20 protein-coding genes are annotated in these 24,847 nt (G+C 64.0%); 8 read left to right on the top strand and 12 right to left on the bottom strand.

Features of this window, described 5'->3' with window-relative positions; genetic code table 11:
- Nucleotides 1-8 precede the first annotated feature (8 nt).
- Together ACK41V_RS02025 and ACK41V_RS02020 are read left to right on the top strand one after the other, a co-directional pair.
- Nucleotides 9-1,550, top strand: coding sequence for a PepSY domain-containing protein (locus ACK41V_RS02025; protein WP_409777087.1), 1,542 nt, complete (start codon nt 9-11; stop codon nt 1,548-1,550).
- Nucleotides 1,551-1,697: 147 nt separating this feature from the next.
- Nucleotides 1,698-2,423: a hypothetical protein gene (locus ACK41V_RS02020; protein WP_409777084.1), complete on the top strand. Its 726-nt coding sequence runs from the start codon at nt 1,698-1,700 to the stop codon at nt 2,421-2,423.
- Between the two features lie 83 nt (nt 2,424-2,506).
- Here ACK41V_RS02020 and ACK41V_RS02015 read toward each other — a convergent pair whose 3' ends face one another.
- Nucleotides 2,507-4,135 carry an ABC transporter permease gene (locus ACK41V_RS02015; protein ID WP_409777081.1) on the bottom strand — a complete coding sequence of 543 codons (1,629 nt, stop codon included), beginning with the start codon at nt 4,133-4,135 and terminating at the stop codon, nt 2,507-2,509.
- 118 nt (nt 4,136-4,253) lie between these two features.
- Between ACK41V_RS02015 and ACK41V_RS02010 the strand changes: the two genes are divergently transcribed.
- The 4 genes from ACK41V_RS02010 to ACK41V_RS01995 all read left to right on the top strand — a co-directional run bounded on the left by ACK41V_RS02010 (nt 4,254) and on the right by ACK41V_RS01995 (nt 7,820).
- Nucleotides 4,254-5,318 (top strand): ABC transporter ATP-binding protein, encoded by a 1,065-nt coding sequence (locus tag ACK41V_RS02010; RefSeq protein WP_409777078.1) that lies wholly within the window; start codon nt 4,254-4,256, stop codon nt 5,316-5,318.
- Nucleotides 5,319-5,474: 156 nt separating this feature from the next.
- Nucleotides 5,475-6,779, top strand: coding sequence for a SpoIIE family protein phosphatase (locus ACK41V_RS02005; RefSeq protein WP_409777075.1), 1,305 nt, complete (start codon nt 5,475-5,477; stop codon nt 6,777-6,779).
- Nucleotides 6,776-7,396: a SiaB family protein kinase gene (locus tag ACK41V_RS02000; protein WP_409777072.1), complete on the top strand. Its 621-nt coding sequence runs from the start codon at nt 6,776-6,778 to the stop codon at nt 7,394-7,396. Before ACK41V_RS02005 ends, ACK41V_RS02000 begins: the two co-directional genes overlap by 4 nt.
- A gap of 34 nt (nt 7,397-7,430) precedes the next feature.
- On the top strand, nt 7,431-7,820 hold the full coding sequence (locus ACK41V_RS01995; RefSeq protein WP_409777069.1) for a DUF1987 domain-containing protein: 390 nt from the start codon (nt 7,431-7,433) through the stop codon (nt 7,818-7,820).
- A gap of 181 nt (nt 7,821-8,001) precedes the next feature.
- Here the strand turns inward: ACK41V_RS01995 and ACK41V_RS01990 are convergent, their stop codons facing one another.
- The 3 genes from ACK41V_RS01990 to ACK41V_RS01980 form a co-directional block, all read right to left on the bottom strand.
- Nucleotides 8,002-8,391 carry a thiol-disulfide oxidoreductase DCC family protein gene (locus tag ACK41V_RS01990; RefSeq protein ID WP_409777067.1) on the bottom strand — a complete coding sequence of 130 codons (390 nt, stop codon included), beginning with the start codon at nt 8,389-8,391 and terminating at the stop codon, nt 8,002-8,004.
- On the bottom strand, nt 8,388-8,987 hold the full coding sequence (locus ACK41V_RS01985; protein WP_409777064.1) for a DUF4166 domain-containing protein: 600 nt from the start codon (nt 8,985-8,987) through the stop codon (nt 8,388-8,390). The genes ACK41V_RS01990 and ACK41V_RS01985 overlap by 4 nt, the downstream gene beginning before the upstream one ends.
- A gap of 150 nt (nt 8,988-9,137) precedes the next feature.
- Entirely contained in the window at nt 9,138-10,370 is a 1,233-nt protein-coding gene (locus ACK41V_RS01980; protein ID WP_409777061.1) for a Yip1 family protein, read from the bottom strand.
- 510 nt (nt 10,371-10,880) lie between these two features.
- Between ACK41V_RS01980 and ACK41V_RS01975 the strand changes: the two genes are divergently transcribed.
- On the top strand, nt 10,881-11,012 hold the full coding sequence (locus ACK41V_RS01975; RefSeq protein ID WP_409777058.1) for a hypothetical protein: 132 nt from the start codon (nt 10,881-10,883) through the stop codon (nt 11,010-11,012).
- Nucleotides 11,013-11,217: 205 nt separating this feature from the next.
- On the opposite strand, the gene ACK41V_RS01970 is transcribed toward ACK41V_RS01975, so the two are convergent.
- From ACK41V_RS01970 to ACK41V_RS01945, 6 genes are all read right to left on the bottom strand, one after another.
- Nucleotides 11,218-11,955, bottom strand: coding sequence for a lysophospholipid acyltransferase family protein (locus ACK41V_RS01970; protein ID WP_409777055.1), 738 nt, complete (start codon nt 11,953-11,955; stop codon nt 11,218-11,220).
- A 27-nt stretch (nt 11,956-11,982) separates the two neighbouring features.
- The gene (locus ACK41V_RS01965) at nt 11,983-13,278 is read right to left on the bottom strand and encodes a dihydroorotase (protein WP_409777052.1); all 1,296 of its coding nucleotides are present in this window, start codon (nt 13,276-13,278) and stop codon (nt 11,983-11,985) included.
- A gap of 79 nt (nt 13,279-13,357) precedes the next feature.
- On the bottom strand, nt 13,358-14,320 hold the full coding sequence (locus ACK41V_RS01960) for an aspartate carbamoyltransferase catalytic subunit (protein ID WP_409777049.1): 963 nt from the start codon (nt 14,318-14,320) through the stop codon (nt 13,358-13,360).
- A 2-nt stretch (nt 14,321-14,322) separates the two neighbouring features.
- Nucleotides 14,323-14,844 (bottom strand): bifunctional pyr operon transcriptional regulator/uracil phosphoribosyltransferase PyrR, encoded by a 522-nt coding sequence (gene pyrR, locus ACK41V_RS01955; RefSeq protein WP_409777046.1) that lies wholly within the window; start codon nt 14,842-14,844, stop codon nt 14,323-14,325.
- Nucleotides 14,841-15,260: a Holliday junction resolvase RuvX gene (gene ruvX / locus ACK41V_RS01950; RefSeq protein WP_409777043.1), complete on the bottom strand. Its 420-nt coding sequence runs from the start codon at nt 15,258-15,260 to the stop codon at nt 14,841-14,843. The genes pyrR and ruvX overlap by 4 nt, the downstream gene beginning before the upstream one ends.
- Entirely contained in the window at nt 15,257-15,856 is a 600-nt protein-coding gene (locus tag ACK41V_RS01945) for a YqgE/AlgH family protein (RefSeq protein WP_409777040.1), read from the bottom strand. The genes ruvX and ACK41V_RS01945 overlap by 4 nt, the downstream gene beginning before the upstream one ends.
- 21 nt (nt 15,857-15,877) lie before the next feature.
- Between ACK41V_RS01945 and ACK41V_RS01940 the strand changes: the two genes are divergently transcribed.
- Entirely contained in the window at nt 15,878-17,365 is a 1,488-nt protein-coding gene (locus tag ACK41V_RS01940; RefSeq protein ID WP_409777037.1) for a cryptochrome/photolyase family protein, read from the top strand.
- Nucleotides 17,366-17,416: 51 nt separating this feature from the next.
- On the opposite strand, the gene ACK41V_RS01935 is transcribed toward ACK41V_RS01940, so the two are convergent.
- A complete protein-coding gene (locus ACK41V_RS01935; protein ID WP_409777034.1) occupies nt 17,417-18,607 on the bottom strand; it encodes a PilT/PilU family type 4a pilus ATPase in 1,191 nt (396 codons plus the stop codon).
- An 85-nt stretch (nt 18,608-18,692) separates the two neighbouring features.
- Nucleotides 18,693-24,827, bottom strand: coding sequence for an Hpt domain-containing protein (locus ACK41V_RS01930; protein WP_409777031.1), 6,135 nt, complete (start codon nt 24,825-24,827; stop codon nt 18,693-18,695).
- Between the last annotated feature and the right edge of the window lie 20 nt (nt 24,828-24,847).

The following is a 24,847-nucleotide window of genomic DNA, read 5'->3' as shown; positions in this document are numbered from 1 at the left end:
GCATTGCCATGCAACACGCCAAACGCTGGCTGTACCTCGTCCACCGCTGGCTGGGCGTGCTGCTGTGCGCATTCTTCGCCATGTGGTTCATCTCGGGCGTGGTGATGATGTACGTGGGCTACCCCAAGCTCACGCAGGCCGAGCGCCTGGAGCGCCTTCCCCCACTGCGTATCTCCACACAGGGCTCAGACCGGGTGCTGGAGCCCGCGGAGGCCCTGCGCCGCGCGGGTCTCGCAGGCCCGCTGCAGGACCTGCGCCTGGCCATGGCCAGTGGTGGGCGCGTGGTGTACCTGGCCGTACCCGCAGCAGCATCGGGTGACACCGCCCCGCGACCGCGCAGGGCACCCGCGCCCGCCGTGATCGACGCGATCACAGGCGACCGACTGGAGCGTATAAATGCCGCGCATGCCATGGCTTCGGCCCGCGCTTTTGCAAAGGAACCCGACCTGCAGATCGAGCACCAGGGCACGATCGACGAGGACGCCTTCACCCATTCACGCGCGCTGGACGTGCACCGCCCGCTGCACCGCCTGCACCTGGGCGACAGCGCTGGCACCGTGGTCTACGTATCGGGCACCACGGGCGAGGTGGTGCGCGACGCGCCGCTGCAGGAGCGCGCCTGGAACTACGCGGGCGCATGGATCCACTGGCTGTACCCATTGCGTGGCAACGTGTTCAACCCCTACTGGACGGACATCGTCAACTGGCTGTCCATCGCGGGCATCGTGCTCACGGTGACCGGCGCCGTGGTGGGTGTGATGCGCTGGCGTTTTGCGGGCCGCTACAAAACCGGGTCACGCACGCCGTACCGGGGCTTCATGATGCGCTGGCACCATGTGTTCGGGCTGGTGTTTGCCGTCATCACCTTCACCTGGATCTTCAGCGGCCTCATGTCCATGAACCCCTGGAAGATTTTTGACAGCGGCGCCGCGCCGTTGCGCCTGCAGGCCATGAACGGCGGCCCCCTGGTGCTGCCAGCGCAGGCCGCCACGGTGCAGGCCCTGCTATCAGCCGCATCGCCCAACACGCGCGAGCTGCGCTGGGTGCGCGCCGCAGGCCACACGCTGGTTTTGGCACAGGCACCAGCAGGCGCTCCAGCGCTGCTTGACGCCACCACCGCCGCCCCCCACGCCTGGCAACCCGGAGCGGTGTCCGAGGCCGCCACACACCTTCTGCACCACGCGGTAGTGCGCACCGAGACATTGACCGCCTACGACTTGCATTACTACGACCGCGCAGCCCACACCATGACCGGCGGCAGCGAAAAGCCCCTGCCTGCGCTGCGCGTGGTGTTCGACGACCGGCAGGCCACCTGGGTCCACATCGACCCGCACACAGGCGCCGTGCTGGGCCGCACCGACAGCCACCGCCGCACCAGCCGCTGGCTGTTTGGCATGCTGCACAGTTGGGACTGGCTGCCCCTGCTGGAGCGCAGGCCGCTGTGGGACATCGTGCTCATCGTGCTGAGCCTGGGGGGCGCAGTGATGAGCGTGACCGGGGTGGTGATTGGATGGCGCAGGTTGGGGGTGAAGCTGCAGGTGAAGACATGACAGGGCACAAACAAGCACTGAACGCTGAGCGATGGATTGGCCTTTTTCCGCGAGAAACTTTGCGGAGGATTTCTAACGTACGCTCCCAGCAAGACCGGCAAACCCCGCCAGTCGCTGAACCACAGCCCGCCTTTCTGGAGACACCGAGTGACAAGCCCCTGGTACACCGTGCTGGCTGCCGCAGCTGTATTTCACACTGCAGCGCACTCGGCGGATCGCACACCGCCCGCTCCCACCAGCCTCGCTCAACTGGTCGTCACCCACCCCGACTTGGGGGTGGCCTTGCAAGACCTGAAGACCAGCTTGTACCGGCCTCGCACGCCGCTGGCATTCGACAACGGTGCGTCTGCCAACAACTGCGCAGAGTATGCAAGCCTGGTGCTCACCAGTGCGCCGCAAGAGTCCGTGAACAACGCGAGCATCCAGTCCGAATATCTCGTGTGCGATGCGGTCCGCTATATCGCGAGTGAACCGTTCACCGTGGACCCGACCCTGCCGCGCACGCGCGTGGCCCACCGGGCTCAGGCGCTGTTCGAGCGCCTGGATCTACGCACTTTTCCGTCGTCGCTGCAAAACCGCACGGACGATCGAGCCCACACGCTGAAGACCTTGCTGATCTCTGGCAAGGTGACGTTGACCGGTGATACGGTGGAGGTCGACACCAGCGATCAGTTCTTTGCGCTTCAAGTGATCGCAGAGGTGCGACGGCCAGTGGTGGAGGGAGCGGAAAAACTTCGCCCCATCACATGGATAGTCTGGGTGACGGATGAAAGTAAGGTCGGCAACTACCGGTCGTACAGCACACTGATCGTGCGCCCGCCGAGCCAGTCGTCCACAGGGGCCTACACCGGGACCGTCTATCTGCCGCACTAGGCAGGAAGGCCTGCGCAGCCTGTCACCAATCGCTGCAACACAGCGCAGACCGGACGCACATACCCGGCGCGCTTTCCGGCGCGTCAGCCCCTGCTGCGCAGCGTCCTGCTCAGCAAAATCACCGGCACCAGCCCCACCGCCACCAGCGCCAATGACGGCAGGGCCGCCTCGCCCAGGCGTTCGTCGCGCGCCAGCTGGTAGGCCACTACGGCCAGGGTGTCGCTGTTGAAAGGGCGCAGCACCATGGTGGCGGGCAGCTCCTTCATCACGTCCACGAACACCAGCAACGCCGCAGCGGCGGTCGAGCGTTTGAGCAGCGGCCAGTGCACGCGCGCCATCAGGCCGGGGCTTTTGATGCCGAGCATGCGGGCGGAATCATCCAGGCTGAGCGGTATCCGCGCGTAGCCGCTCTGCAGGGACTGCAGGGCCACTGCGCAGAACCGCACCAGGTACGCCCACACAATGCCAAACGCGGTGGCGGTGACCAGCGCACCGACGCCCCACTGCGGCATGGCCGCCTGCAGCCAGCCCACTGGCAGCAGCAAGCCCACCACAATGACGGCACCCGGCACGGCGTAGCCCACGCTCGCCAGTTGCACCACGCCGCGCGTGATGGCGTCGGGCTGGCGGCGCACCGCAAACGCCAGGGCCAGCGCAATCACCACGGCCAGCGCGGCGGTGATGCCACCCAGGCGCACGCTGTGCCAGGCCCATTCCATAAATCGCTCCCAGGGCAACACCGACCAGTCGGCGGCCAGCGGGCGCAGCATGAACAGCACGGGCGCCACAAATCCCATGAGGACGGGCACTGTGCACACCGCCCAGGCCGCCCAGCGGCGCGCGCCGCGCAGCGCGAGCGGCTGGGCTTCGGCCGAACCGGCACGCCCGCCGCCCGTGGCAAAACGCATGCGTTTTTGCGCGCGGTGTTCGAGGTGCAGCAATGCCATGACCACCACCAGCAGCATGGTGGCCAGTTGCGCGGCGGCCAGGCGGTTGTCCATGGAAAGCCAGGCTTTGTAGATGCCCGTGGTGAAGGTCTGAATGCCGAAGTAGCTGGCCACGCCAAAGTCGGCCAGCGTTTCCATCAGCACCAGCGCCACACCGGCGGCCACCGCAGGGCGCGCCAGCGGCAAGGCCACGGCGCGGATGCGGCGCGGCAGCGGTGCGCCCAGCAGGCGCGCGGCCTCCATGAGGTGGGCCGCGCGTTCACCCAGTGCGGTGCGCGCCAACAGGTACACATAGGGGTAGAGCGAAAAGATGAACACCCATACCGCGCCGCCCAGGCTGCGCACCTCGGGCAGCAGGCGGCCTTCGAGGCCGAAGGTGTTGCGCAGGCCCACTTGCAGCGGGCCGCTGAACTGCAAAAAGTCGGTGTACGCATACGCCGTGACATAGGCCGGCATGGCCAGCGGCAGCAGCAGCAGCCATTCAAACGTGCGGCGACCCGGAAAGTCAAACAGCGTCACCGCCGCCGCCGCGCCCGTGCCCACAATGGCCGCACCCAGGGCCACCAGCACGCTCAGCCACAAGGTGGTCCACACATAACCGGGCAACACGGTGGCCGCCATCTCGCGCAGGATGGCGCCCGCCTGCGCGTCGCCCTGACCTATCGGCAGCCATGACGCCAGCACCGCCAGCACGGGCAGTGCCAGAAAACCTGCGAACAGGATCAGGGGGATGGTGCGGAGGGCAGAAAAAGGCGTGCGGCGCAAGGCGAGGGGCTCGGCAAAAGGAGGAAGCGCACACCCGTGGCCGGGCTCAGGCCGGGCGACGTTCTGGAATGCAAATGCGAATTTTAAGCATTCGCTCCTGCCCACCTAGAATCACGGCATGTTTCTAGAGGTCTCCCAACTCGAAGTGCGCTACGCAGGCCGCCCCCACGCGGCGGTGGAAGGCGTCACGCTGGGCCTGCACGCAGGCGATATCGGTGTGCTGATCGGCCCTTCGGGCTGCGGCAAGACGACTTTGTTGCGCGCCGTGGCGGGGCTGGAGCCGGTGACGGGCGGCGAGATCCGCCTGACCAAGAGTGTGGTCAGCAGTGCCACGCTGAGCGTGCCGCCTGAGCTGCGGCGCATTGGCATGGTGTTCCAGGACTACGCGCTGTTCCCGCACCTGTCGGTGGGCCGCAATGTGGCCTTTGGCATCCACCAACTGCCCCGGACCGAACAAGCCGCGCGTGTGGCCGAAGTGCTGCAGCTGGTGGGGCTGGAAGGCAGCGAAAACCGTTTTCCGCACGAACTCTCTGGCGGCCAGCAGCAGCGCGTGGCGCTGGCGCGTGCCCTGGCGCCGCGCCCCCAGCTCATGCTGCTGGACGAGCCTTTCTCCAACCTGGATGTGGACCTGCGTGAGCGCCTGGCGCACGAGGTGCGTGGCATTCTGAAAGCCGCAGGTGCCACGGCCCTGTTTGTGACACACGACCAGTTCGAGGCCTTTGCCATTGGCGACGTGATTGGCGTGATGAACGAAGGCCACCTGCACCAGTGGGACGACGCGTACACGCTGTACCACCGCCCCGCCACCCGGTTTGTGGCCGACTTCATTGGCCACGGCGTGTTCGCCCCTGCCACGCTGGTGCAGCGCGGCAACAACGTGGTAGCGCAGACGCCGCTGGGCGACCTGACCGACCTGGAGGAATGCCCGCTGCCCAGCAGCTTCCCCGGTGGCGAATGTGATGTGCTGCTGCGTGCGGACGACATCGTGCACGACGATCACGCGCCGGTGCAGGCGCAGATCGTGCGCAAGTCGTTTCGGGGCTCGGAGTTTTTGTACACGCTGCGCCTGGCCAGCGGCCACACGGTGCTGGCCCATGTGCCCAGCCACCACGACCACGCGCTGGGCGAGTGGATTGGCATCCGCGCACAGGTCGACCACGTGGTGACCTTCCCCAGGGGTTAAGACACAGAAATATGATTCAAATTGGCCTCTAGCGCTTATCCATAAAGCGCTAGCAGCTATGAATTTTGATTTTTATCACACTGCAGAGTAGCTAGTCACAGCCCCGTCACGCGGGCGAACAAGAATCGGTTGCATCTCGTAACAACCGGTTCTTGCATGTCCCACATCGACAGGCTCTACGACACCCTCGCTGCCAGTGCAGCCGATCTGCACATCGCGCACAGCCCGCTCGCCACCCGGGCCGAGCACCTTTCATCCCCCACCGAAGCGGTATCGCCCGAGCACACCAACGAAGACGTGCGCGATTTGTTCGCGCGCCATGAGTCACTGGAGACCATGGCGGTGGTCGAGCAGGGCCGACCCATCGGGCTGATCAACCGCAACGCATTCATGGAGCAGTACGCGCGCCCGTTCTCGCGCGAGGTGTTTGGCCGCAAGAGCTGCATTGCGTTTATGGACAAGTCTCCGGTGGTGGTCGATATGGCCACGCCCATCGAGCTGCTGGTCAAAACCGCGGTGGACGCTGGCGGCCGTGTGCTCAAAGACGGGTTCATCACCACCGCGCACGGCCAGTACCTGGGTCTGGGCACCGGCTTTGGCCTGATGAAGGCGATGTCGGACATCGAGGCCGAAAAGACGCGCCAGCTGCTGTCCAGCATCAGCTACGCCAGCCTGATCCAGCGCTCGCACCTGGCCGAATCCGACCGCGTGCTGCAACAGCACCTGCCCGACCATGGTCTGCTGTGGGAGCCACGCGATGTGGTGGGTGGCGATGCGTACTTCTTTCGCCACACGCCCGACGGCCTGCTGGGCTGCCTGTTTGACTGCACGGGCCACGGCGTGCCGGGCGCATTCATGACGCTGATTGCGCTGTCGTTTCTGGAACAGGCCATCGACCCCGCGCGCAGCGGTACCGACCCGGGCGCCACGCTGACCGGCATGAACCGCTACATCAAGCGCGTGCTGCAGCAACGCGCACGAGGGAACGAAGGCGACGAAGACAACACCGTGCGGTCTGAAAAGGAGTCCAGCGACGGGCTAGACGCCGCGATCTTTCTGCTGGCGCCCGACGGCCGCAGCTTGCGCTTTGCATCCGCCCGCCTGTCGCTGCTGGTGGCGCGTGAGGGCGAAGACACCATTGCCCAGATCGACGGCGACAAGGCCGGTATTGGCTACGCCGAAACCGCCGACGACCAGATGTGGACCACACAGGACGTACCGCTGGGCGAGCGCAGCCTGGTGGTGGTGCCCACCGATGGCGTGATCGACCAGATCGGCGGGCCCAAGCAGATTGCCCACGGGCGGCGCAGGCTCATGCAGTTCATGGCGGACCACCGTGGCGCCCGGGCGCACAGCCTGTGCGCGGCGTTCACGGCCAGCTTTGGCGAATGGCAGGGCACCCAGCGCCGCCGCGACGACGTATCGCTGCTGGCCTTCAGCACACAGGCGGCGACGGCATGAACAGCCCGGACTTCGAACGCTTTCAGGCCAGCGCGCAGGACTGCGGCGTGCTGTTTTACTACGCGGGCGAGTTCACCCCGGCGGTGATTGCCGCAGCGGCCGATTCGCTCAAAGCGCGCCTGGCCACCGAAGACGCCTCGGGCCCCGCCAAGCGCAAGCTGTTTTCCACGTTTGTGGAGATGGCGCAGAACATCCTCCACTATGCGGCCGCTACACCCGCCACCGACGGCACGCTGCCCACGCCCCGCGGCGCCATTGGCGTAGGTCGCGAGGACATGGCAGACACCCCCGAGGCGGTGCACGGCCACTACTGGATCGTCTGCAGCAACCCGGTGGACGTGGACTTCGTGCCCCGCCTGACCGAGAAGTTGAACGCAGTGCGGGCCATGAGCCTGGAAGAAATCAAGCAAAGCTACCGCGAGCAGCTGCGCAACCCCACGCACAGCGCAGACGACCCCATCAGCAAAGGCGCGGGCCTGGGCCTGCTGACCATTGCCCGCGATTCCAGCGCGCCGCTGGAATACAGCTTTGCATCCACCACCGCCCCCACAGACCCAGCCCACCCGGCCCACCCCGGCGTGCGCACCGCGCTTTTTCACGTCAAGGCGCGCATCTGACTTCGCTTTGTTCACCCACTTTCTGGACACCCTCATGCAAGCCATCAAAACCGAACGCACCACTGTCACACCAGAAATCCTCTTTCTGCCCGCCGAGCACCGCCTGGTGGTGCAAGGCGAGTGCTACCCCGAGAACCCGCTGCCCTTCTTCAGCCCCATCCTTGAAGCACTGAAGGCGTATTTCGAGACCCAGAAGCCCAGCCAGTTCAAGGCCGAGATGCGGCTGCAATACATCAACAGCGCGTCCACCATGGGGCTGCGCTCGCTGTTTGCACTGTTCAACGAAGCCGGACAGCGCGGCACCGACGTGCGCGTGGTGTGGGCTTACGACGCCGAGGACGATGCCATCGAAGAGCTAGGCACAGACTTGGTGGAAGACTTTCACAACGTGCTGCTGGAGCACCAGCCGTTCAACAACGCCTGATACCGGTCCGCAATAAAAAATGTCCGTTCACGCTGAGCCCTTCGACAGGCTCAGGACAGGCTTGTCAAAGCGCCGCGCGAGGCTTCGACAAGCTCAGCCCGAACGGTTCTGATGGATCGAACATGAATCCATATGACGCACCAGCGCGGGCGCATTGTCCGAGCCCAACCCCGCCACCAGGTCAATCCAGAAAACGCGCCGCCACCTCGGGCGACGGCACCATGCAGGTGTCTGACCGCCCCCAGATGCGGTAGCGGTTGCGCGCACCCGAGCGGTACAGCGCATCGCGCAGCGGTGCGGGCACCAGCCAGCCCACCCATGCCAGTCGCCACGGCCAACCCAGCGCATGCAGCACGCGCAAGATGGCTGCCGTGTGCTGCCAGCTGCGGTCGCCATCGATGACGAGCAGGGTTTGCAAACCATCGATTTCGAGACCCGCCTGCGCCAGCAGCCGTTGCCCCGCCGCGCCTTGGATAGACGCAAAGCGGATGCTTTTTTTGATGTCATGCCGCAGCAGAAATTGCACCCAGCCATTGCACAGCAGGCACTGGCCATCAAACACCACAATCATGGCTGCGTACCCCCTGCGGCTGCCGCTGCATCTGGGGCCTCCAGCGGAACCACCAGGTGCCCTTGGTAGCTGACCACACGGCCAACCCAGGGCACGGTGGCCTGCACCTTGAAATGCAGGGCCTCGCCAATCCCGGTCTCCTGCGCCACCACCTGGGGGCGCAGCCACGCAGGGCATGCAATGCCGCAAAAATGCAGCTGCTGCAATTGCATCACCAGCCGCCCTTCAGCTTCATGCAGTGCAAACGTCAGCCGCGCGGCGCCCAGGTGTTCCACCACCTGTCCTGTTACTTGGCCCGCCACCTGTCCAGCGGCCTCTCGCAAGGTGGATTGCATGGTCTGCGTGGGGAAACGGCGAGTCCACCGCTCGGCAGCAGGGCGCGCATCCAGCTCGAAGGTGATCGCGCCCTGCGCAGCGCGCTGAGGCGCACCCAGCGCGAGCGCCAGCAAGCGGGCAGCCCAGGTGGCCGGTGCCTCCACCTGTACGTGCCCCTGCAGACGGTGCGCGCCAGAGAGGCTGTGAAAACGCGCCAATGCAGGCGCCAGCCGCTCAAAAGCGGGGCCCATGGCACGTTGGTACAAAGGCAAAGAGTGCATGAAGACGGAAAGAATGGTCAGCCGGCGAAACGCGTGCCGATACAAAGCAGTCTATCGCCTGCAACTGCGGTCATCGGGCCCCACCCCAGAACGAAAAAAGGCCGACATCTGTCGGCCTTTGAGGAAGCGAATGCAGAGCTTGGAAGGGGTTCAGGACTTGCCCTTGCGCGCCAGGCCTTCCAGGCCGCTCAGGTCTACCTGCGAGATGAAACCGCGCAGCTCCTTGATACCCATGTTGTCGCCCTCGATGCTCACCACCAGTCCGTTTTTCAGGACCGTCTTGAACTCCGCATGGCTGCCGTCCTTGGCATAGCGCTGGTGCAGCGTGCGACCGCCCTCTTGCCAGGTCTTTTCGGCGCTGGTCTGGTCTTCCTTCTCGCCCTGGCCCAAACCCATGGCCATCACGGCCATCTGGCTGAGGCCTCCCATGTCCAGAATCTCCACGCGCACCTGCTTGTCGTCGCTGCCGTACTGGGCGCTGGCCTGGCTGGTGGGCAAGCCCAGGGCGGCGCCGTCCTGCACTTCAAACGCCGTGCGGGGCAGGCCCGATAGCGCCTCTGGCAAGGCGGCCTTGAGCGACTGCGCAGCAATGGCCTGACCACCCCCCAGTGCGCCCGCCGCAGCCGTGGCCGCAGCACCTGCGGCGGCTGCCATGGCGGCGGGGTCCTGGCTCTTCTGCGCCTGCTCCATCTGGCGAGCGGCTTCTTCCATTTTCTTGCCCGCGGCCTCCAGCCCGGCGGTGTTGATGGACACCTGCCCTCCCGGCGTGTTCATGGTGATGGCGGGGGCATCTGCACCGCCCAACATGTCTGCGCCGCGCGGCATGAAAACGGAACTGACCGCACCGATGATCACGCCCATGACGATGGCTGCAATGATGACCACTACCGTGTAGGCAATGGATTTTTCGGGCGCACTTCTCATCAGCACCGGCAGCCCGGTGTACAGCAAGTAGATGGAATACAGCGCGGCCAGCAAACCCAGCATGGACAGCGCAGGCAGCAGGCTGAACACACCGCCAACCATGGCGGCGGTGCTGGCGTACACCGCCACCTTGAGCGCCTGGATCGCACTCTTTTGGCCGCCGAAGGTGGGGGCCAGCGCGTTGATGATGAGCCCCAGCACAAACACACCCACCAGACTCAGCACATACGACACCACCATGTTCACCAGGCCCGACACCAAGGGCATGCGCACGGACACGCCAAACGCGCTGAACCCGATGAGTGACAAACCGATGAACCCACACACGGCCGGAATGGCCGCCAGGATCATGGCGTATTGGGTGTACAGGGTCGCCACGTCGGTGGTTTCCGAGTCGATGACGACCCAGGTCTCCTTGGGTTGCAAAAGGATGCTCTTGACGCGCTCTATCAGGTTCATGGTGCCCTCCCGGCAATGTGATGGGCCTGTGCGCAATGGCATGCAGACCAAAAGATGCGGACGATAAGGGAAACAGTGCGTACTGGAGCACCGTTATTGCAGCCTACAGAGCTGCAAACGTGGAATATGCACGGTTTCGACCACGCAAGTCACACCGGCTGTCAGAGGGGTAGAAACAGCAAAGCCCTGCACAGCGCGTTTTCTGTGCGGGGCTTTGTGCTGCGGTGTGCATCTTGTGGCTTCTGGCGGCACTTGCCGGGCAGCGCGTTTGTGAGGGCCCAATGGGCTCCTCAGCGTCTTCGTTGATCGCGGTCGTTTCTTCGTGACGACCGCATCCCATCACCTCAGGTGGCGACTTTCCGCAAAGCAATGGTGGCTCAGCCCTGCGTAGGCGGGAGGGGCGCGGGTGGGGGAGGTGTCTCTGACGGGGATTGGGCTGGCGGGGGCTCAGGCGTTTGGGCGGGCGTCTGACTGGGTGAGGGACTGGGCGTCTGGGCCGGTGTGGGAACCGTGTTTGCAGCCGGTGCCGAAGACGGCGGCATGGCAGGCCGAAGGCCGGGCACCACGGCGGGCGTGTTCACACCCTGCGCGGTGGCCGCCATGGCGCTCAACACCAACACACCCCACACACTCAATTGCTGAATGAATCGCATATCTGTCTCCATCAATGGACTAGCCAGTGTGGCGCTCGCACCATGGCGAAAACGTCAGACAAGGCCTCAAGGGTTCGGCAGAAGAACTCCCTGTACTTACGGATAGCCAATCACGGGCTACCGGAGCGCCAGGGCTGTGCACCGCCGGTAAATTCCCCTGATTGGAGACGGGGTTGGGGCGACCCCGTATGCACTCAGCTGCGGCGCAGGTGATCCACCACGGTCTGGAGGTGCTGTGTGAACACGCGCCGGTCGCGCCCGGCGGGTAGCTCAGGGTCGCCATAGTGCACCACGGCCTCTATGGCCGGTGCGCTGAGCGTGCGCCAGATCGAGCCCACCAGGGTCTCGTCACCGATGTAGCTCGGTGCGAAGCTGGTGATGCCCGTGGCGCGGTCCACAAAACGCAGGCCCACGGGTTGCACCGGGGCATTGGCTGCGACTGCGGCCTGGATCAGGTTGGCGTGGAACGGCAGCATCTCGCGGCCGTCACCGGTGGTGCCTTCCGGGAACACCGCCAGCACTTCACCACGCTCCAGCGCCTCCTGCATGGACCGCACCATGCGCAGCGCGTCGCGGCGCGAACTGCGCTCGATGTACAGCGTGCCGGCCGCCGTGGCCAGCGTGCCGATCAGCGGCCAGCCCTGTACGTCCGACTTGGAGACGAAACGACAGTGCCGCGCAGCGTGCATCACCGGGATATCGAGCCAAGAAATATGGTTGGCCACCAGCATCACCGGCCCGATGAGCGGCGGCTGGCCCTGAATGCGCAGGCTGATGCCAAGGTGCGCCAACAGCTGCAGCGACCACACCTGCACCCTGGCATGCTGCTGGTCGGGTGAGAGCCCCGGGAAACGCAGCGCCACGATGCCAAGGCCTTTGGCGATGTGGCCCAGTAGACGCAGCAGGCGCCAGATGGCGCGCAAAGACTTCACCTCAGGGCCGCTCCGCACCGCACATGCTTAGGCACGGTCAAAGGCTACCTGCCCACCGACCAGCGTCATGCGCACACGGCCGGGCAGCTCATATCCCGAGAACGGCGTATGTTTGCCCTGGCTGCACAGCGCGTCGTCCTGCACGGTCCAGGACGCCAGCGGGTCGAGGATGCAGATGTCTCCCACGCCGCCTTCCACGATCTGGCCCACGCTGGCCTGCAAGGTGCCCAGGGCGTTGCCCAGCACGCGTGCGGGTTCGGACGTGACCACGGCCAGTGCGCGCTGCAGCGGCACGCCGCTGTCCTGCGACCACTTGAGGGCCAGGCTCAGCAGCAGCTCCAGGCCCGTGGCGCCGGGTTCGGCCTCGGCAAACGGCAAAGTCTTGGCGTCTTCATCAACAGGCGTGTGGTCGGATACCAGCGCATCGACGGTGCCATCGAGCAGCGCCGCGCTCAGGGCATCGCGGTCGCGCTGCTGGCGCAGTGGGGGCGTCAGGCGCGCGCGGCTGTCGAAGAAGCCGATGTCGTTTTCGGTCAGGTGCAGCGTGTTGATGCTGATGTCGCAGGTCACCTGGAGGCCCTCGGCCTTGGCCCGGCGCACCAGTTCGACACCGGCCGCACTGCTGAGGCGGCACAGGTGCACACGCGCGCCGGTGGTCTTGAGCAGCTCGAAGATGGTGTGCAGTGCAATGGTCTCGGCCGCCACGGGAACGCCCGACAGGCCCAGGCGCGTGGCCAGCGCACCGCTGGCGGCCACCCCACGCCCCAAGTGCATCTCCTGCGGGCGCAGCCACACGGTGTAGCCAAAGGTGGCGGCGTACTGCAGCGCGCGCTGCAGCACCTGGGTGCTGGCCAGAGGCACCTCGGCCTGGCCAAAGCCCACGCAGCCCGATTCGGTCAGCTCGGCCATCTCGGTCAGCACCTCGCCCGCGAGGTTGCGCGTGAGCGCGCCCAGCGGAAACAGGCGTGACTGGTGCAGCTTCTCGGCGCGGAACTTGAGCATCTCCACCAGGCCCGGCTCGTCGAGCACGGGGTCGGTATCGGGCGGACACACCAGGCTGGTCACGCCACCGGCCACCGCAGCGGCCATCTCGGATTCGAGCATGCCTTCATGCTCATGGCCGGGCTCGCGCAGGCGCGCGGCCAAGTCCACCAGACCGGGCAGCACGATGCAGCCCGTGGCGTCCACCACGCGCTTGGGCGCAAAGTCGGGCGGCACACGGTTGACGCCGACGATGCGGCCCGCCGCAATCGCGATGTCACAGATCTGGTCGAGGCCCGAAGCGGGGTCGATCACACGGCCGTTCTGGATCAGTATCTTCATGATTTCAAGCCAAATTGGCTGCTAGCGCTTATGGGATAAACGCTAGCAGCTATGAAAACAGGAGTATTCATCCCGAGCGTCATGCTTCGTTACCAGCAACGATGGACATCACAGCCATGCGCACAGCGATGCCAAAAGTCACCTGCGGCAGGATCACGCTCTGCTTGCCATCGACCACGGCGGAGTCAATCTCGACCCCTCGGTTGATCGGGCCGGGGTGCATCACGATGGCATCAGGCTTGGCCAGTTGAAGCTTGTCCTGCGTGAGGCCGAAGCTCTTGAAATACTCCTGGCTCGACGGCAGTAGCGCACCGCTCATGCGCTCGTTCTGCAGGCGCAGCGTGATGATCACATCCGCGTCCTTGATGCCTTCTTCGAGCGTGTGGCACACGCGCACGCCCATCTGCGCCATGTCCGACGGCACCAGGGTGCGCGGGCCCACCACGCGCACTTCAGCGCAGCCCAACGTGGTCAGGCCATGGATGTCCGAGCGCGCCACGCGTGAGTGCAGCACGTCGCCGACGATGGCCACCGTGAGGTTGCTGAAATCCTTCTTGTAGTGGCGGATGGTGTACATGTCCAGCAGCCCCTGCGTGGGGTGGGCATGCCGACCATCGCCCGCGTTGATCACGTGCACATGCGGCGCCACGTGCTGGGCGATGAGGTAAGGTGCGCCCGATTCGCTGTGCCGCACCACGAAGATGTCAGCCGCCATCGCACTCAGGTTGGCGATGGTGTCGAGCAGCGATTCGCCCTTGCTGGCCGAGCTGCGCGCGATATCGAGGTTGATCACGTCGGCCGACAGCCGCTTGGCCGCGATCTCGAAGGTGGTGCGCGTGCGGGTGCTGTTCTCGAAGAACAGGTTGAACACGCTCTTGCCGCGCAAGAGGGGCACCTTCTTGACCTCGCGGTCGCTCACGCTGACAAAGTTGGCGGCCGTGTCGAGGATGTGCGTGACGATGTCGCGCGGCAGGCCCTCGATGGACAGCAGGTGGATGAGTTCGCCGTTGCCGTTGAGTTGGGGGTTGCGCTTGTGCAGCACGGTCAGGCCTCTTTGACTTGGAATTGGAAGGTGCCGCTGTCGTCACGCGCCAGGGCCAGCGACTGGGCGGCAGGCAGCGCTACGCGGGCTGCGGCAAAGTCGGCCTGCACGGGCAGCTCACGCCCGCCCCGGTCCACCAGCACGGCCAGGCGCACGCTGGCCGGGCGGCCATAGTCGAACAACTCGTTGAGCACGGCGCGGATGGTGCGGCCGGTGTAGAGCACGTCGTCGAGCACCAGCACGTCGGCGCCGTTCACATCGAACGGCAGCGCGGTTTGCGCGCCGGCCGAAAGGCCACGCTGGGCAAAGTCGTCGCGGTGCATCACCGACGAAAGCACACCGGCAGGCCCTTCCAGGCCCAGGTCTTTTTGCAGGCGCTCGGCCAGCCAGGCACCACCCGAGGCGATGCCTGCCAGGCGCGTGGTGGGGGTCAGCATGCTGCGCACGCCGCGCAGCAGCTCGCGGTACAGCGCCTCGGCATCTAGCACCAGGCTGCCTGCGGCGGCGGGGGATGGGTTGCTCATGGAAGATTCCTCAAAAACTGTTCCAGGATGATGCAGGCCGACGCAGCGTCCGCATCCTTGGCGCCACCGGAGAGGGCTTCGGTGGTGCTGTAGCGCTCGTCCACCTCAAAAACTTGCAGGCCAAAACGACCGCGCAGCTGGCGGCCGAACTTGAGCGCACGCTCGGTGTTCTCGTGGCTCGCGCCATCGGGGTGGTAGGGCACGCCGATCACCAGTGCGTCGGGTTGCCATTCCTTGATGCGCTGCGCCACCTGCACAAAACGGGCATCGCCCTCGGCCTTGATGGTGGCTTGCGGCGTAGCGCCGCGCAGCATGCGGTTGCCCGAGGCCACGCCCGTGCGCTTGAGGCCAAAATCGAAAGCAAGAAAGGTCTGGAAATGCGCAGGAACAGCGGGCTGAGCGGGCAAGCCGGTCATGCGTGCCCCGCTTCGGGCGACAGCATCCACGCCTTGAGGCCCAGCAGCGCCAAGGCGCGGTCGTAGCGCTCTGGCACGGGGGTGTCGAAGATCACCGACAGATCCGCCGCCACGGTCAACCACGCGTTCTCGGCCAGTTCGGATTCGAGCTGGCCTTCGCCCCACGACGAATACCCCAGCGTGATGAGCACCCGGCGGGGGCCCGCCCCGGTGGAAAGCGCTTCGAGCACGTCCTTGGAGGTGGTCATCTCCAGCCCACCCGGGATGGTCATGGTAGAGGCGTAGGCTGATTCGTCGGTCTCGGCCCTGTCCATGAGCATGGGCTCGTGCAACACAAAGCCACGCTCGGTCTGCACAGGGCCACCCTGGAACACGGGCTCTCTGGTGAGGTCCTCGCGCCGCAACGACAGGTCCACCTTGTCGAAAAGACTTTTGAGGGTGATGTCAGAGGGCTTGTTGATGATGAGACCGAGGGCACCGCGCTCGCTGTGCTCGCACAGGTAAACGACGCTGCGGGAGAAAGACTCATCTTCCAGACCGGGCATCGCAATCAGGAAGTGATGCGTCAGGTTGATGGGCGCAGAATCGAAAGACATCCGGCAATTTTAACGGTGAACATGCCCCCCTCCCTCGAGCCTTCGTACCCCAGCGGTCTTGTCTGGTTCCGCCGCGACCTGCGCGCGCACGATCAGGCTGCCCTGTACCGCGCACTGACACAGTGCCAGCAGGTGCATTGCGCCTTTGTTTTTGACCGCGAGATCCTGGACGCCCTGCCCCGGGCCGACCGGCGGGTGGAGTTCATCCGAGAGTCGCTGGTGGAACTGGATGAAACGCTGCGCACGCTCTCCGGCCATGCGCAGGCTGGTCTGATCGTGCTGCACGCGGTGGCCAGCGATGCCATTCCGGCACTGGCCAACGCCCTGGGCGTACAGGCCGTGTTTGCCAACCACGACGACGAGCCCCAGGCGCTCGCGCGCGACAGCCTGGTGCGCACGCAACTGGCCGCCGCTGGCAAGGCCTTTCACACCTTCAAAGACCACACGCTCCTGGAGCGCAGCGAAGTGCTGACGCAGACCGGGAACCCGTACAGCGTGTTCACGCCCTACAAAAACGCCTGGCTCAAAAAGGTCGATGCCTTTCAGCTCAAGAGCTACCCGGTAGAGCGCCATGCACACCACCTCGCTCCGCGCCCGCCGGAGCACTGCCAAGCGGTGCCAATGCTGGCATCACTGGGTTTCGAGGCCACCGCACTGTCGCAGCTGCGCTTGCCCACAGGAGCCAGCGGCGCGCAGCAGTTGTTTGACGATTTCCTCGGTCGCATGGAGCGTTACGACGACACACGCAACTTTCCGGCCATCAAAGGGCCCAGTTACCTGAGCGTGCACCTGCGTTTTGGCACCATGTCGCCGCGCTTGTTGGCGCGCTCCGCACACCGCCTGATGCTGCAGGGCAACCCGGGCGCCACGACCTGGCTGAGCGAGCTGATCTGGCGCGACTTTTATTTTCAGATCCTGCACCACCATCCGCATGTGGTGGGCAACAGCTTCAAACCGGCCTATGACGCGATCCAGTGGGAATCAGGCGCTGAGGCCGATGCCCTGTTTGCCGCCTGGTGCGAGGGCCGCACAGGCTACCCGCTGGTGGATGCGGCCATGGCGCAGATCAACCAGACAGGCTACATGCACAACCGACTGCGCATGGTGGTGGCGAGTTTTCTCGTGAAGGATTTGGGCATCGACTGGCGCTGGGGCGAGGCCTACTTTGCCAAGCACCTCAATGACTTTGACCTGGCCGCCAACAACGGTGGCTGGCAATGGGCCAGCTCCAGCGGCTGTGATGCCCAGCCCTACTTCCGCATTTTCAACCCGGTCAGCCAGAGCGAGAAGTTTGATTCGGAGGGCAAGTTCATCCGCCGCTACCTGCCGCAGTTGGCGCAGTTGCCTGCCAAGGCGTTACACGCCCCGTGGCTGGCACGGCCGCTGGAATTGCAAGAGGCGGGTGTGCAGTTGGGCGGCAACTACCCTTTGCCGGTGGTGGAACACGATGTGGCACGACAGCGGACGCTGGAGCGCTATGCAGTGGTCAAGGCCGCTGCCACTCACTGACGGAGTGCTAAGAGGACTAAGAGGAGCACGCGGCTTCCGCTGAAGGGGTTGTTAGCGCCCGTTCTGGGAATTGGCCTCTTGTTGCGCGCTCATGCTCATGCCGTCCACGCTCAACGTACCGCCAGCGGCCAGGCGCAGCTTGAGAGAAAGGTCTGTGCGATTGTCTGCATGGGCAATCGCCTCCTCGACAGAAATTGCGCCAGATTCGACCAGTTTGAACAGAGACTGGTCAAAACTGCACATGCCCTGCTCTGTCCCCCGGTTGATCGCCGTTTTGAGCTCGTCAACCTGCCCTTTCTGAATCAAGTCAGCCACATAAGGGGTGAGCAACATGATCTCGGTGGCGGGCACCAGTCGGCCCTGAATGCCCTTGATCAAGCGTTGTGCCACTACAGCCCGCAGATTGAGCGATAGGTCCATCTGCAATTGCTTGTGCGCATGCTCCGGGAAAAAATTGAGAATGCGTTGCACCGCCTGATTGGCGTTGTGGGCATGCAGCGTAGACACACAAAGGTGCCCAGACTCGGCGTAGTGCAGCGCGTGCTGCATGGTGGCGCGGTCTCGAATCTCCCCGATCATGATCACGTTGGGTGCCTCGCGCATTGCGCGGCGCAGGGCTTCGTCGTACGAGCGCGTGTCGATACCCACTTCACGCTGCGTGATCAGTGACTTTTTGTGCGGGTGCAGGTACTCGATGGGATCTTCGATGGTGAGAATGTGACCACTCTCGTTGGTGTTGCGATGGTCTATCAGCGCTGCCAATGTAGTGGTCTTGCCGGAACCCGCTGAACCCACCGTGAGGATGAGCCCGCCTTTGAGGAAAGCCAGATCCTTCAGCACCTGGGGCAAGCCCAACTCATCCAGGCTGGCAATGCTGCCAGCCACATGGCGAATCACCATGCCCACCTGGCCGCGCTGCAGGTGCACATTCACGCGAAAACGATCGCCCTCCGCGGTCGCATACGAAAAATCGCATTCCATGGTGGATTCAAACTCATGGTGCTGCGCCTTGCCCATGATCGAGTAGGCCATGGTGCGAATGTCCTGCGCCTTGAGCACCTGCTGGCTGATGGGCAAGAACGCGCCCTGCCGCTTGACAGTGGGTGGGGCTCCGGCCAACAGAAAGAGATCGGATGCTCGCTCGCGGGCCACCAGCGCCAAACACGCCAGCAAGCGGCTGTCCCCATACGGAGCCGGGGCCTTGGCGTCCAAAGAGACCCCTGATTGATTCACAGAATCCATAGGAGAGGGCACAAATGGTTGGCGAAAAAGACTTCAGGAGAAGACTGCACGCCCCATCCTTGACAGGAAGGGGCGTGCGGAGGTGTCAAACCTCTGCGGCGGCAGCGAGGCGGGCGTAGTGCTGAATGAGGCTCAGCAATTCTTCGTCTGAATAAGGCTTGCCCAGGTAGTGGTTCACACCCAGTTCCATCGCATGCTCGCGGTGCTTTTCAGCGATGCGCGAGGTGATCATGATGATGGGCAGATCACGCAAGGCGCCATCTGCGCGGATGTTGCGCGCCAGGTCGAACCCGTCCATGCGGGGCATTTCGATGTCTGACAACACCACGGTGGGGCGCTCTTCCTGCAAACGCTCCAACGCCTGCAGACCATCTGCGGCCAGCGCCACCCGGTAACCTTCGCGCTGTAGCAGACGCTGCGTCACACGGCGCACCGTGATCGAATCGTCCACCACCAACACCAGAGGCACCAGGCTAGGGCCCGCCAGTTGTGACGAAACCACCGACTTGCCAGCACCCGCGCCGCCAGCTTCCAGCACCGGCGGCAGACCCACGCTGGAGGCGCGGACCTGATCACCGTACACGGTCGACAAAGCCACAGGGTTGTAAATCAACACCACAGCGCCCGACGCCAGAACGGACATTCCAGCCAGACCAGGCAGACGCGACAGCTGAGGACCCAGGTTCTTCACCACCACTTCCTGGTTGCCCAGAACTTCGTCCACATGCATCGCGATGCGCTGTGCGGCGCTGCGGAAGATCACCACAGGGCGAGACTTGCCTCCCGGTTCATAACTGCGAGGAGAGGCCTGAAGCAAAGCGCCTGACCAGAAGAACGGCAACTTTTCTGTCCCGTCATCAAAGGTGCCTGTGCGGTAGGCCTCTTCCAGGTCGGCAGCCGAGGTGCGGCGCACGATTTCGACCACGCTGGCGGGTACACCCACGGCCAAGTCACCCGCGCGCAGCATCACCACCTGCGTCACGGCGGTGGTCAGTGGCAGCACCATGCGGAAGGCTGCACCCTTGCCCATTTCGGTGGAGGTTTCAATGCGGCCACCCAAAGCGTTGATCTCGGCACGGACCACGTCCATACCAATACCGCGCCCAGACAGACCCGTGACCTCTGACGCCGTGGAGAACCCTGGCATGAAAATCAGATTTGCGGCGTCCGCATCGCTGAGCTCCACATCTGCGTTCACGATGCCCTGTGCCAGAGCCTTCTCGCGGATTCGGGGCAAGTTCAGACCCGCGCCATCGTCGCGGAACTCCACCGACACGTCATTGCCTTCATGGTGCAGATCAATGGTGATCGTGCCCGATGCCGGTTTGCCTGCTGCTGTCCGGACTTGGGGATCTTCAATGCCATGACCGACGCAGTTACGAAGCAAGTGTTCGAACGCAGGGGTCATGCGGTCCAGCACGCCGCGGTCCATTTCAATGGAGCCGCCGGTGATGTCCAGCTTGATTTGCTTGCCGGTTTCCTTCGATGCCTGTCGCACCACTGCGTACAGTCGCTCGGAGATGCCTTCGAACTCCACCATGCGGGTGCGCAGCAGATCGCGCTGCAGCTCCCGCGCCTGACGTCCCTGGGCGATCAGATCGTCTTCGGCACCTTCCATGGCACGTTGGAGGTTGCGCTGCACGGTGGCCACGTCGTTCACCGACTCGGCCATCATGCGGGTGAGTTCCTGCACGCGGGTGAAGCGGTCAAATTCCAGCGGATCAAATCCGGCGGCAGAGTCTTTGGACAGCGCCAGACGCGATTGCATCTGCGACTCGGCCTGCACTTCAATGTCGCGCAGCTGCTGGCGCAAGCGGTCCAAATTGCCCGACAGATCTGTCAGCGAACTGCGGAACTGACCGAGGCGGACATCCAGGCGCGAACGGCTGATCATCACCTCGCCCGCTTGATTCACCAGGCGATCCAACAGCTGGGCGCGCACGCGCACCGACTGGCTGGCCGCCGCCCGCAAAGGCGCAAGTTGTGATGGGCCAGGCAGGCGCACTGAAGGCGCAGAAGGCCTCGACACGCTCTGGCCAGCTGCTGGCGCGGCTGCAGCGGTATCAGTCGCTGGCGAGCTGGAACCTGCGGGCACCACGGGCAGTGACATCACCGTATCCGCAGGACTCTGGCCAATGGCACGCAGCGCTTCGAAGTTCGCCTGCAGCCCGTCAAAGCTACCTTGCAGAGGCTCAATCTGGTCTGTGGTGACCGTATCGACATCGAGTTGCTCAATGGCCGACTCCAAGCGGTGGGCCATTTCACCCAAGCGCATGGCGCCCGCCAGTCGCGAACTCCCTTTGAGTGTGTGCAACGCACGCAGCACTTCACTGCGGGCACCAAGGTTGTCAGGGCGTGAAGCCCATTGACGCAATGCGCCGCCAAGCTGGGGCAACAACTCTGCGGCCTCTTCCTCAAAGATCGGGAACAGATCGGGATCAATGACGTCAATGGCATCGATATCGTCGTCAACGTCCGAGCCCATGGCAATGGCATGTGCAATAGCGTTGTCAACCTGCTGATCGTGATCTTGGTCGTGCACGACCACGGACAGCGCGGGCGCGACATGACCTGCCGGTATGACCAACGGGGCTGGTTCAGGGGCGGCTTCTGTAACCGGCTCAGGTTCAGGCTCGGTAAGGGCTGCAACCGGCAATTCCGTCACCGCGTCTTCGCGCTCCAGTGGCAAATCGTCGTCCTCTTCTGGCGGCGACAAGGTGTTGTCCACCTCGGTTTCCAGAATCTCCCGCAACTGGGCTAGCACGTCCTGGCTGGGCTCTTTGAGGAAACCCGCAGCAAACTGGTGCAATAACCGGCGAATGTCGTCGGCCGCAGCCATGAACGCCTGAGCTTGCTCTTCGGTGCCCCCCGACTGCAGTTGCACGTGCTGAAGGGCATGCTCCAGAACACGCGACAACTCTGACAGGGCATTGAAACCCACTGTCGCCGAACTGCCCGCCAGCGAGTGCGCCAACGCTACCGCGGTATCGGGCAAGGGTTGATGCAGTTCCAGCGCCCACTCCTGCAAACAGGTCACCAGACGGCGTGACCATTCGTCCGCCTCATTGAGGTAAACGTTGTACAGCGGGATACCGATGCGCAAAGTTTCAATGACCTTCACCGCGTCATCGCTGGCGTTGTCCTCTTGCGGCAGGACTTCATGAACGTCCAGAGCCGCAGGGAGCGAGTCTGGAGCGACCACCTCGGCGGCTGGCTCCTGCACAGGCGTCTCCACCACGGGTGGTGCGTCGAGCATGCTTTCCAGCTCTGCCAGCGCCGCAGCATCCAGGTCGGCCACGTCGAAAGCCTCTGTCGGCAGTGACGAGGTGGCCTCTGCAGTGACTTCGTCGGGCAACGTGAACTCGTCTGATGGAGCCTCTGCCACCGGCGTTGGGGCAGCGACCGGCTCCAGATCGGGCAGTTCAAGATCCAGCACAAAATCTGCACTCGATGGATCCACTGCCGCGTGTTCGCCAGGCGTCTCATTCAAAGCGGCAGCAAACACCGAGAAGTCGATGTCCTCCGCCACATCAGCCGCTGCTGCACCCGCAACCTCTGCAGGATGCTCGGGAACATGGTCGGACATCTGGGTGGACTCGAAGTCCGGCATCTCCAGCACTTCGTCATCGGACTGTGGCAACTCTGCGGCCACCAACGGCTGCTCGTCGGCAAAGGGCTCCAAAACGGGCACTGGCACATCATTCAGCGCGTCCACAACCACCGCGGGTTCGTCGATCACGCCGGCAGAAATGCCTGCTTCTGCAGGCGCCGCCAATGGCAACAAGGTGCCATCCAGACGCATCGCGTCGGCAGACTTTCGGAACGCCTCTGTGCTCCAGCCCGACGTTGTGCCCGCCGCAATGTCATCAGCCCAGCGGCTGAAAGCACGCATTGCGTCCGACGACAGCTGCAGCAAATCGGGATGCATGGGCTTTTGCTCTGCCAACCAGGCGTTCAGCAATTGCTCCATCGACCAAGCGGCTTCGCCAAAATCGTTCAGCCCGACCATCCGCGAACTGCCCTTGAGGGTATGGAAAGCGCGGCGCAGTGTGGTTTGCTCACTGAGGTTACCGGCTTCATCCTTGAGCACATCAATGGCAGCAAGGCCCGTCACCACGACTTCGCGCGCCTCTTCGAGGAACACTTCCAAGAGTTCGTCTTCGATTTCCAGGGGCCGAGTGACGGGCACTGGCAACGCTGCTGCAGGCGCTGAAGAACTTTCCGTTGAAGGAAGTGCGTCGAAAGAAATTTCAGGTGCCAATGCAGCGGGTTCAGCCTCGGCCAATAGCGCCGAAGGCGCTGCGAAATCGGGCAGAGGAGCGAAATCAGTGGGTTCACTGACAGGCTCCGGCACAGGGAATCGGGGCACGACATCCGGCAGCGGAATCGACGAGCGCTCATCCAGCTTGACGGGAGTTTCCTCGACGGCATCCGAAGCGCGACCGCGCGTCTTGCCCATCAAGATGCGCAACTCACCCAACTCTTCGTCGTACACAAACAGCTTGCGCGCCATGGTGCGCTGGTAGCTGAGCATGTCGATCAGGAAACCCAGAGCGCCGAGGCTGTTACCCAGCTTCTCGAAAGCGGTTTGGCGATCTTCGTCGGCGATTTCATTGATGAGCAAACGCTCCACCGTATCGCGCATACGAACCACAGCGAGCGAAGCCTGGTCCAGCCCCAACACCGACAACACGCCGCGCATTTGCGCAAGGTGACCCGGTACTGTCGCAAGAACGGCTGTGTCCTGGGTGTTGCGGAAAAATTGATCCAGTGACTTCTCTGCTTCACCCAACGTGGCACGGAGTTCGTCGACCACGCTGCCCATGGTCTGGTTATCGCTGACGCGGCGGTACAGCTCTTCCATCCACTGTTCGAGGGGTTCGGGCTCTGCGCCAGCGGCGACTGCATCAAGACGCTCCGCGAGACGCGCGGCACGCGCCTCCATCTGCTCGTCTGCAGCATCCAGTTCTTCAAACGCAGCCTGGAGGTACAACACGGAGGTCGCGACTTCCATGGCCAATGCGGCTGAAGGAGGTTCGCCCGAACGGGTGGTAGCTTCGACCGCGCGGGTCAGGGCCTGCGCCAGGCTTTCGCTGCCGGGGTGCAGCTTGCGCAGGGAGTCACACACCAAACTGAATTGATCTGCGGCGGGTTTCAGCTTGTTGCGGTCTCCACCGGCCAATGCAGACCATGTCTCTGTCGCTGACGCGATCCGCTTGCGGGCCTGGGTCAGCAACGCAGGGTCAAAACGACCGAAACGCGTTGTTTCGTAGTCCACCGGCTTGAAACGATCCAAAGCAAACGCCTGGCGCACAGCGGTCAGCGAAGGCAATGCGTCTGCTGAATTTTCTGCGGGCTTCGCCTGCGAGCAAAAGAACAACAAATCCTGAACCAGGCGGTCAGCAATGGTCGTGTCGCCTTTGGCCAACGTCGCGTACTGCATCAAGACCCGCGATGCCACGCGTTTGACGTACACATCGGGGGGCAACAGCCCCGCACCGAAAGCTTCGAAGAAACCTGCGCAAATCTTCCAAAACGCGCGCGACTGTCGGTCCGGTTGTGCTGCCACAAAACAGAGACAGGTCTCGTGAAGGCTGCGAGCCGCCTTCAAATCGCCCGACTTGACGATCCGCAGAACGGCGGAGTCCAGGCGCGCGCGGGCTTCTGGACCATAGGGCAGAGGCGTCGCTGCGATGGTGCCCTCGGGTTCTCGGAAGCGGCGCTCCACCGGCCACAGATCGGCGGGGTGCACGCGCTCAGCACCTGCCAGAGCCTGCGCGTCGCGGTACTGCGGAAACAGTGCCACTGGTGACGTGGCCTTGCCCGCCAGCACTGTTTCCAGATATTCGATCAGCGCAAAGCTTGCGCGCTCGATGACAGCAGCCGCCTCATCGCTGCAAGTCTCCGGGCGCTGCACAAACTTTTGAACAGCAGACTCCATGGACCGCAAGACCAGTGCCGGAGGGCCCATGCCCACCATTTCCAGTGCCCCGCAGGCTTGGTGAAGCTGCTGGCGCGCAATGCGCAGTGGACCAGCGTCCAGCGCGGCCAAATCGGATTCACGCGCGGCTTCTGCATCACGCACGAAGCGCCGCATGGCCTTGACCGCACCGTCTAACGACTTGCGCAGTTCGTCAAGCACCCAGGCCAATGGACCCAGGTCATGATCTCCCTGTGTCCCATCCGCGGCCGGTGCATTGTTGACATCAATAGATGGCATGGATTCGTCCCCGGCTGCAA

Source organism: Acidovorax sp. (assembly GCF_046291265.1).
GTDB lineage: Bacteria > Pseudomonadota > Gammaproteobacteria > Burkholderiales > Burkholderiaceae_C > Acidovorax.
Note: the sequence above shows the minus strand (reverse complement) of the source record. Positions and strands in the feature narration are given on the sequence as shown.

Bases quoted from the DNA above. Each gene is read 5' to 3' on its own strand.
- pyrR (WP_409777046.1), bottom strand. From the start codon at position 14,844: ATGAGCAACCCATCCCCCGCCGCCGCAGGCAGCCTGGTGCTAGATGCC.
- ACK41V_RS01990 (WP_409777067.1), bottom strand. From the start codon at position 8,391: ATGATTGTGGTGTTTGATGGCCAGTGCCTGCTGTGCAATGGCTGGGTG.
- ACK41V_RS02010 (WP_409777078.1), top strand. From the start codon at position 4,254: ATGTTTCTAGAGGTCTCCCAACTCGAAGTGCGCTACGCAGGCCGCCCC.
- ACK41V_RS01930 (WP_409777031.1), bottom strand. From the start codon at position 24,827: ATGCCATCTATTGATGTCAACAATGCACCGGCCGCGGATGGGACACAG.
- ACK41V_RS01985 (WP_409777064.1), bottom strand. From the start codon at position 8,987: ATGCACTCTTTGCCTTTGTACCAACGTGCCATGGGCCCCGCTTTTGAG.
- ACK41V_RS01940 (WP_409777037.1), top strand. From the start codon at position 15,878: ATGCCCCCCTCCCTCGAGCCTTCGTACCCCAGCGGTCTTGTCTGGTTC.
- ACK41V_RS01945 (WP_409777040.1), bottom strand. From the start codon at position 15,856: ATGTCTTTCGATTCTGCGCCCATCAACCTGACGCATCACTTCCTGATT.
- ACK41V_RS02025 (WP_409777087.1), top strand. From the start codon at position 9: ATGCAACACGCCAAACGCTGGCTGTACCTCGTCCACCGCTGGCTGGGC.
- ACK41V_RS02000 (WP_409777072.1), top strand. From the start codon at position 6,776: ATGAACAGCCCGGACTTCGAACGCTTTCAGGCCAGCGCGCAGGACTGC.
- ACK41V_RS02005 (WP_409777075.1), top strand. From the start codon at position 5,475: ATGTCCCACATCGACAGGCTCTACGACACCCTCGCTGCCAGTGCAGCC.
- ACK41V_RS01980 (WP_409777061.1), bottom strand. From the start codon at position 10,370: ATGAACCTGATAGAGCGCGTCAAGAGCATCCTTTTGCAACCCAAGGAG.
- ACK41V_RS01965 (WP_409777052.1), bottom strand. From the start codon at position 13,278: ATGAAGATACTGATCCAGAACGGCCGTGTGATCGACCCCGCTTCGGGC.
- ACK41V_RS01935 (WP_409777034.1), bottom strand. From the start codon at position 18,607: ATGGATTCTGTGAATCAATCAGGGGTCTCTTTGGACGCCAAGGCCCCG.
- ACK41V_RS01995 (WP_409777069.1), top strand. From the start codon at position 7,431: ATGCAAGCCATCAAAACCGAACGCACCACTGTCACACCAGAAATCCTC.
- ruvX (WP_409777043.1), bottom strand. From the start codon at position 15,260: ATGACCGGCTTGCCCGCTCAGCCCGCTGTTCCTGCGCATTTCCAGACC.